Here is an 8,613-nt window from a genome sequence, read left to right as displayed (position 1 = left end):
TAGTTTACGAAGAAAAGAATATGTGTAAAAAAATTTTCATTTGTTGAATATTTTTTACTTTTTCAAAAATTTTAAATTTATTCAACAAATAGAATTTCTTGTTATGTACTTTTCAACAAATGAAATTTATTTTTAATTGATTTCCACAGACACTATTTTTTTTGGACCTTAATATCCTAAGATTTTAGTTATATTTTTTAATGAAGGTTCAATATTTTTCCTAAAAATAGCATCGTTATTTTTAATAGCGCAATCAGGATCTTTCAATCCATTTCCAGTCAGAACACAAACAATAGTCGATTCTTTCTGAATTCTATTTTTATTTTTAATTAGTCCAGCAACTGATGCTGCACTGGCAGGTTCACAAAATACTCCCTCTTTGGCAAGAATTTTATAAGCATTGATTATTTCTTCATCTGTAACTGATTGAAAGTCTCCTTTACTCTCCTTCCTTACTTTTTTGGCTTTTTCTCTATTTACAGGATTTCCAATTCTTATTGCAGTTGCAATTGTTTCTGGATCCTTAACTATTATATTTTTTACTAATGGAGCAGAGCCTTCGGACTGAAAACCCATCATTATTGGTAATTTCAAATTGCTTTTTATTTTTGAATATTCTTTAAATCCCATCCAATAAGCAGTTATGTTTCCTGCATTACCCATAGGAATACAAAGCCAATCAGGAGCATAACCTAAGTCATCAACTATTTCAAAAGCTGCTGTTTTTTGTCCTTGTATTCGATATGGATTAACAGAATTAACAAGTTCTATAGGATGTTCTGAGGATAAATCTCTAACAATTTCAAGAGCCTTATCAAAGTTTCCGTTAATAGATATTATCTCAGCACCATACATTAATGCTTGCGCAAGCTTTCCTTGTGCAACAAATCCTTCTGGAATTAAAACATAAGGTTTTAATCCTCCTCTCGAAGCATATGCAGCAGCAGCAGCAGATGTATTTCCAGTACTTGCACAAATTACTGCTTCTCGTCCTTCTTCTTTTGCTTTGCTAATTGCCATAGTCATTCCACGATCTTTAAAAGATCCAGTTGGATTAAGGCCATCATATTTTAAAAAAACTTTTGTTCTATTTCCAATTAAGTTGCTAATTGACTCGCTTAGGATTAGTGGTGTATTTCCTTCATTTAGGGAAATAATAGGAGTTTTCTTTGTAACTGGAAGATATTGTTTATAAGCTTCTATTAGACCTGGCCATCTTTTTTTTCTGTAATTAATACGCAGTTTATTTTTTATTTTATTTAATAACACCATGGTTGTTTAATTTGTTTTGATTTTTTCTAGAGGGGAATTGGTGAAAAAGGTTAATAATTCCGAAATCGATTCTACTTTATTCATAACTTTGCTCAAAGCGCTGACATCTAAAATTACAGTTTTAGTTGGATATCCTTCAAAAAAATTTACTAGATTTATTTTTCCATTTCCTATGTTAATTCCTTGAATTACGCTTGCTCTGAGGGCCAGCATGCCTGTTCTTTCATCAGTTGCTCTTGGTGGGTGGATAATAGATGAAAGTCTTGTTAAAAAAACATTCCCTATTTCAGAATATACTAGTTTGCTTGCAATGCTAATAGGAACTTCAAATTCTTTGTTTAAAACTTTTCTAATTTCTTTATCGGGAGACCCGGTTGCTTTTAAAATTCTTTTTAATTGTTTTGTAGATTTACCTTCTTTAGCAAAAGTTTTTAAAGAATTTACTTTAATTGTTCTCGAAAATATACTATAAGTGATTTTAATTTCTTCAGCAGTACAAGCTTTTGGTATATTAAAAAATAATGGAGAAATTACTACAATAAAAAATATTTTTAATTTTAAAAATTTATTAAACTTCATTTATATATTTGCACCAGCGGCAATCTTAACAAGTCTTACTACTCCTTTTTCAGTTACTTTTTTTGCTATTTTTATACCCATTTCTTTTGTATAGGGCTCATTAATAAGTCTTGGCACTCTTCTTAGAAAAATGTCAATTGAATACCCCGGTACTTTTTGTAAAATCTCTAAAAAGTTTCTCAATGGCTCAACATACATTATAAGGTCACTCAAGTTATTATTTTCGTTAGTAGTATTTAATTTAATTGATTGTGGAAGATAATTATTTAAACTTTTCAATATTTTTAGACTAAGTAAATCTATCTGATTTGTTAAACCTTCAACTATCTCATTTCTAAGAAATCCTCCAGTTGGAGAAAAGAGAAGATTTATAACTTCGTCTAAAAGTTTTTCTAAATCGAGATTTGTTTGCTTTGCAGCGTTAGAAAGTAGATCTTCTAAACGATCCCATTTAAATTTTTTATTATCAAAAAGCATTTCTTTAAGGCTTTCCCTCAATTGTGGATCAGGGTCTTCCATCAATCTTCTTGCAAAATATGGATAAGCTGCTCCTAATATTTTGAAGTTTGGATCTACGCTTAAAGCTATTCCCTCTAATGTAAGTAATGATCTAATTATAAGAGCATAATACGGGGGTAGTCTGAAAGGGAATTTATACATAACACCAGACATATCGTCAGTAACGCTCTTAAAATCCATTTTCGAAACTCCTTGTTCAACGGCGTTAATGAAAACATCTTGAAATGCTGGAACAATAGGTTCTAGATTAACTTCCTCTGATAAAAATCCTAATTTTACGAAATCTTGAGACAATTTATCGAAGTTTTTATTTACTAAGTGAACTACTGCTTGAATTAATCCTGACCTAGATTCTCTGGAAACCTCGCTCATCATTCCAAAATCTAGATAACATAATCTTCCATCTTCTAAGGCTAATAAATTACCTGGATGCGGGTCTGCATGAAAAAAACCATGTTCTAAAAGCTGTTCTAAACTGCATTGCACCCCTATATCAATCATGTCATCAGGATTAATTCCTAATTTTTTTACATCCTCTAAATTTGTTAATTTTGTACCGTCTATCCATTCCATTGCTAAAACTCTTCTTGAAGTTATTTCTTTATAAATTTTTGGTACGGCAATCATCTTGTTATGTTTATGCATATCTCTAAATTTTTCTGCATTTGCAGCTTCGTTTAAATAATCCATTTCTTCAAAAACCCTCTTGCCTAATTCATCAATCAAAGCAACTAGATCACTTCTTATCAATCCGATATTGTTTTTTAGCCAATAAGCAATATTTCTTACAATGTAAAGGTCTAAGGTTATTTGTTCTCTTAAACCTGGCCTTTGTACTTTTATTGCAACGATCTCTTCGTTTTTTAATTTAGCTTTATGTACTTGACCTAAAGAAGCAGCAGAAATTGGCTCTTTATCAATTTCTAAAAAAATCTCATCTATTTTGTTTCCTAAATCTTCTTCTATTAATTCCATAGCTTTATCGCTATCAAAACCTGGGAGCTGATCTTGCAATTCAGATAATTCTTCTAGAAGAATGCCTGGGATTATATCTGGTCTTGTTGATAAAGCTTGGCCTGCTTTAACAAATGCAGGTCCAAGTTCTACTAACAAATTTGTTAATTCTCTTGCTCTAAATCTTGCTTGCTGTTTATTTTTCAGCCTTCCAGTTAATTTATCCCATCCAACGGAAAAGATGTAAGCAAAAATAGGTAGGAGTGTTTGCCAAAGCCTTTTTAAAAGTCTTTTAGGATTTTTTTTGTAAATTTTAGAAATTGTATCTGGATCATAATTTAAGAGTCCAGATACCTCAATAAAATCAGTAAAGTCTTCTTTCATAACTTTATATATTTAAAACCTTTATTTTTTTAAAAAAGAAGTTAATTTTTTTATATGGAAGATTTATCATGTTAATACAACTAAAAATAGAAAATATTGCCTTAATAGAAATTATAGAAATTAATTTCGAAAAAGGTTTGAATATCATAACTGGGGATTCTGGTTCAGGAAAATCATTAATTTTGGATTCCCTAAATGCTCTCTTTGGTGGAACTAATATACCTCTAAAACATTTAATACGTCCAGGAAAAGATTTTTGCGTTATTGAGGCGATATTTTCTTCTTCTTTTCAAATTAATAATTGGTTAATTAGTAATGGTTTTGAAATAACTTCTTCAGAACTACAAATTAAAAGAAAATCTTATAAAAAAAATAATAAAATCTTATCCAAATATAGCCTTAATGATTTACCAATTAATAAACAATCATTAGAAAAACTTGGAAGATTTTTAATAGATTTTGCAGGTCAATCTGACACTTTTATCTTTGATTCTTTAGATAAAAGAAGACTAATTATTGATGACTTATGTTCTCAAGAATTTAGAGATACTAGCGAAAGGATTAAAAGTATATGGAGAGAAAGTGAAAAGCTAACAAGACTATTGAATGAAAAAATAGAATTTTCTAGGAATCAAGAAGAAAAAAACTTGGCAATTAAACACATGTTGAAGAGTTTAGAAGAGGCTGATTTAAATTCAAGTCAAGAAATTTTAGAACTAGAGTTATTAGAAAATAAACTTGTAAATAATCTTGAAATTAATAATTCAATTAAATCATCATTAGAAAATTTAAATAATTTTAGTCATGATGAACCTTCAGTAACTTCTTTTCTAAATCAATCACTAAAGATTTTAAATAAAACAGCCGATTTCGATTTAAAGATTCAAAAATTCAGAGAGAAGTTATTAAATATTCATACTGATGTTGAAGATTTAATTTTTGAGCTGAAGTCATATTTGCAAGAAATAGAAAATTATGAATCTAATCTTCCAGAAATACAAAGAAGATTATTTTTTTTAAAAAACTTAGAGAGAACTTTTTCATTGGATTTAACTCAATTAATTGAAAAACGCGATCAATTAAAGACCTATTTTCAACAAAATGATCAAGGTAATGAGATTTGCAGTATTAAATCTCAAATTGAGAATTTACAACATAATTTAAATTCTTTATTTGTTATTCAATCTACTGAAAGAAAAAAAATTGCTAAACAGTTAAAAAATTCAGTAATGTCAACTTTAGGCAATCTAGGTTTAGAAAATGCAAATTTTTCAATTCAATTTTCTGCATCCAAGCCTTCTGGCGATGGAATTGATGATATAAATTTTTTGTTTTCGGCTAATCCTGATCAGAAGCTTGCTCCATTATCAAATGTTATTTCTGGCGGAGAAATGTCAAGATTTTTATTAGCTATTAAATCTAGTATTTCTAAACAACCTAATACTTTCTTTTTAGATGAAATTGATAGTGGTTTAAGTGGTAAATCTCTATTTTCTTTGGTTGAGCTTATAAAAGAAATTTCTAAAAATCAACAAGTCTTATGTATTACACATCAGCCATTTCTAGCTGCTAGGGGATCAGCTCATTTCAAAGTTCATAAAAACGTTATTAATGGAATAACTTATACTTCAATTGCAAAACTAACTACAAAAAATCAAAGAAAAAATGAACTAATAGAACTTATAGGTGGAGGTTCATGCGAAGTAAACGAATATGCTTCTAGACTACTTGATTGCTCAGCTGCGTAAAATAGAAAAAATTCTACTATAATAACCTTTTTAAATCAAAATTTAGATTTAAACATGGTTAATAAGGTTGATAGTAGTTTTGGAGAAGATAACTCAATCAATATTAGAGGAGCTCGACAGCATAATTTAAAAAATATTGATCTTTCTCTACCTAGGAACAAATTTATAGTTTTTACAGGTGTGAGTGGAAGTGGTAAAAGTTCTTTAGCCTTTGATACTATTTTTGCTGAAGGTCAAAGAAGATATGTTGAAAGTCTTTCGGCATACGCAAGGCAGTTTTTGGGTCAAGTAGATAAACCAGATGTTGACAATATTGAAGGTTTATCACCTGCTATTTCAATTGATCAAAAATCTACAAGTCATAATCCTCGATCAACAGTTGGAACAGTAACAGAGATACAAGATTATTTAAGATTATTGTTTGGTCGTGCTGGTGAGCCTCATTGTCACCACTGCGGGATTCCAATAGCGCCGCAAACAATTGATGAAATGGTTGATCAAATTCTTCTCTTGCCAGAAGGAACAAGGTACCAATTGTTGGCTCCTGTTGTAAGAGGAAAAAAAGGAACACATACAAAATTAATAAGTGGACTAGCTGCTGAAGGATTTGCTAGGGTAAGAATCAACGGAGAGGTAAGAGAACTTGCTGATAGTATTGAATTAGATAAAAATCAAATTCATAATATTGAGGTAGTAGTTGATAGATTAATTGCAAGAGATGGAATACAAGAAAGATTAAATGATTCTCTACAAACTTGTCTTAAAAGAGGTGATGGCCTAGCAATAGTAGAAGTTGTTCCAAAAAAAGGAGAAAACTTACCTTCTAACTTGGAGAGAGAAAAACTTTACTCAGAAAATTATGCATGTCCTGTGCATGGCTCTATTGTTGAAGAACTTTCTCCTAGATTATTTTCTTTTAATAGCCCATATGGGGCATGTCCAGATTGTCATGGGATTGGTTATTTAAAAAAATTTACTGCGGATAGAGTTATACCTGATAAAACATTGCCTGTTTATGCTGCAATAGCTCCTTGGAGTGAAAAAGATAATACTTATTACTTCTCTTTACTTTATTCCGTAGGACAAGCCTATGGTTTTGAATTAAAAACTCCTTGGAAAGATTTAAGTGATTTGCAAAAACAAGTTCTGCTTTTGGGATCAGATAAACCAATTTTAATTCAAGCTGATAGTCGTTTTAAAACTTCTAGTGGTTTTGAAAGACCTTTTGAGGGGATTTTACCAATATTAGAAAGGCAATTGAATGAAGCCAATGGAGAATCAGTTAAACAAAAATTAGAAAAGTATCTAGAATTAGTTCCCTGTAAGACATGTTCTGGAAAAAGATTAAGACCTGAGGCTTTGGCTGTTAAACTTGGCCCATACAACATTACTGATTTAACTTCTATAAGCGTTTCTGAAACCTTAAATCACGTAGAGCGCATCATGGGTTTAGGTAAGACAAAGAAAGAAAATATATCTTTATCAGAAAAACAAAAGCAGATTGGTGAATTGGTATTAAAAGAGATTCGTTTACGTTTGAAGTTTTTAATTAATGTAGGTTTAGATTATTTGACTTTAGACAGACCTGCTATGACTTTGTCTGGTGGTGAGGCTCAGCGTATTAGATTGGCCACACAAATAGGTGCAGGTCTTACTGGCGTTTTATATGTATTAGATGAACCAAGTATTGGCTTGCATCAGAGAGACAATGACAGATTATTAGAAACATTAAAAAGCTTAAGAGACTTGGGAAATACTTTGGTCGTCGTTGAACATGACGAAGATACTATGAAATCCGCAGATTATTTAGTAGATATTGGTCCAGGGGCAGGTGTTTATGGTGGGGAAATTATTGCTAAAGGATCTTATCAAGATGTCTTAAATTCCGAAAAGTCATTAACTGGAGCTTATCTCAGTGGTAGGAAGTCGATTCCTACTCCAAAAGAACGTAGATCATCTGTAAAAAAAAGTTTAATTTTAAATAATTGTATTAAAAATAATTTAAAAAATATTTCTGTTGAATTTCCTTTAGGAAGATTAGTTTCTGTAACTGGTGTGAGTGGAAGTGGGAAGAGCACTTTGATAAATGAATTACTTCATCCTGCATTATGTCATTCTCTAGGATTAAAAGTCCCTTTCCCGCAAGGAGTAAAAGAGTTAAAGGGTATAAAGGCAATTGATAAAGTTATCGTAATTGATCAATCTCCTATAGGAAGAACTCCAAGATCAAATCCTGCTACATATACCGGTGCTTTTGATCCTATACGGCAGATATTTACTGCCACAGTAGAAGCAAAAGCAAGAGGTTATCAAGCTGGTCAATTCAGCTTTAACGTGAAGGGTGGAAGATGCGAAGCTTGTAAAGGTCAGGGAGTCAATGTAATTGAAATGAATTTTTTACCTGATGTCTATGTTCAATGTGAAGTATGTAAAGGAGCTCGTTTTAATAGGGAAACTCTTCAGGTGAAATATAAAGGTTTCAATATATCTGATGTTTTAGAGATGACTGTTGAACAAGCTGCAGAAACTTTCTCAGCAATACCTCAAGCTGCGGACAGATTATCTACATTGGTTGATGTTGGATTAGGATATGTCAAATTAGGCCAGCCAGCTCCTACATTATCTGGAGGAGAGGCTCAAAGAGTTAAGTTAGCCACGGAATTGTCAAAAAGGGCTACTGGAAAAACTTTATATTTGATTGATGAACCAACGACAGGGTTAAGTTTTTATGATGTTCATAAATTAATGGATGTGATACAACGTTTGGTAGATAAAGGTAATTCAGTAATTGTTATTGAACATAATTTAGATGTTATTAGATGTTCAGATTGGATTATCGATTTAGGACCTGATGGAGGGGATAAAGGAGGAGAAATTATTGCAGAAGGTATTCCTGAGGATGTAGCTAAAAATCCTACAAGTCATACAGCAAAATATCTTAAAAAGGTTCTGAAATAAGTAAATTTTTGTTGTATTTCTTTTTATTTAAATTATTACAGCAAAAAAAATTCTTTTTATAAAGAGGCATAAAACTATTCTGTAACTGGTTTTTTGAAAACTTTTATATTAAAAAAATTTCAAATCATAATGCTTTCTTAATATTTCCTTTGAAAATTCAGCTTATTTGTATTAAAGGCCGTTGAACGGAGGACTTGCT

At 30.9% G+C, this 8,613-nt stretch carries 5 protein-coding genes; 2 read left to right on the top strand and 3 right to left on the bottom strand.

Features of this window, described 5'->3' with window-relative positions; genetic code table 11:
- Nucleotides 1-168: 168 nt before the first annotated feature.
- From thrC to A9601_RS18205, 3 genes are read right to left on the bottom strand one after another with little or no spacing between them, the layout of a single operon-like run.
- A complete protein-coding gene (gene thrC, locus A9601_RS18215; protein WP_011819325.1) occupies nt 169-1,272 on the bottom strand; it encodes a threonine synthase in 1,104 nt (367 codons plus the stop codon).
- Between the two features lie 6 nt (nt 1,273-1,278).
- Nucleotides 1,279-1,851 (bottom strand): alpha/beta hydrolase, encoded by a 573-nt coding sequence (locus A9601_RS18210; RefSeq protein WP_011819324.1) that lies wholly within the window; start codon nt 1,849-1,851, stop codon nt 1,279-1,281.
- Complete coding sequence (locus tag A9601_RS18205) at nt 1,852-3,708, bottom strand: ABC1 kinase family protein (protein WP_011819323.1); 1,857 nt, start codon at nt 3,706-3,708, stop codon at nt 1,852-1,854.
- A gap of 68 nt (nt 3,709-3,776) precedes the next feature.
- On the opposite strand from A9601_RS18205, the gene A9601_RS18200 reads away from it, so the two are divergent.
- Nucleotides 3,777-5,456 carry an AAA family ATPase gene (locus A9601_RS18200; protein ID WP_011819322.1) on the top strand — a complete coding sequence of 560 codons (1,680 nt, stop codon included), beginning with the start codon at nt 3,777-3,779 and terminating at the stop codon, nt 5,454-5,456.
- Nucleotides 5,457-5,510: 54 nt separating this feature from the next.
- Nucleotides 5,511-8,414 (top strand): excinuclease ABC subunit UvrA, encoded by a 2,904-nt coding sequence (gene uvrA / locus A9601_RS18195; protein ID WP_011819321.1) that lies wholly within the window; start codon nt 5,511-5,513, stop codon nt 8,412-8,414.
- The last annotated feature ends 199 nt before the right edge of the window (nt 8,415-8,613 follow it).

The sequence above is a fragment of the Prochlorococcus marinus str. AS9601 genome, from assembly GCF_000015645.1.
GTDB classification, from domain to species: domain Bacteria; phylum Cyanobacteriota; class Cyanobacteriia; order PCC-6307; family Cyanobiaceae; genus Prochlorococcus_A; species Prochlorococcus_A marinus_O.
The sequence above is the reverse complement of the archived record's forward strand: the minus strand, read 5'-3'. Positions and strand labels throughout refer to the sequence as shown.

Bases quoted from the DNA above. Each gene is read 5' to 3' on its own strand.
- thrC (WP_011819325.1), bottom strand. From the start codon at position 1,272: ATGGTGTTATTAAATAAAATAAAAAATAAACTGCGTATTAATTACAGA.
- uvrA (WP_011819321.1), top strand. From the start codon at position 5,511: ATGGTTAATAAGGTTGATAGTAGTTTTGGAGAAGATAACTCAATCAAT.
- A9601_RS18205 (WP_011819323.1), bottom strand. From the start codon at position 3,708: ATGAAAGAAGACTTTACTGATTTTATTGAGGTATCTGGACTCTTAAAT.
- A9601_RS18200 (WP_011819322.1), top strand. From the start codon at position 3,777: ATGTTAATACAACTAAAAATAGAAAATATTGCCTTAATAGAAATTATA.
- A9601_RS18210 (WP_011819324.1), bottom strand. From the start codon at position 1,851: ATGAAGTTTAATAAATTTTTAAAATTAAAAATATTTTTTATTGTAGTA.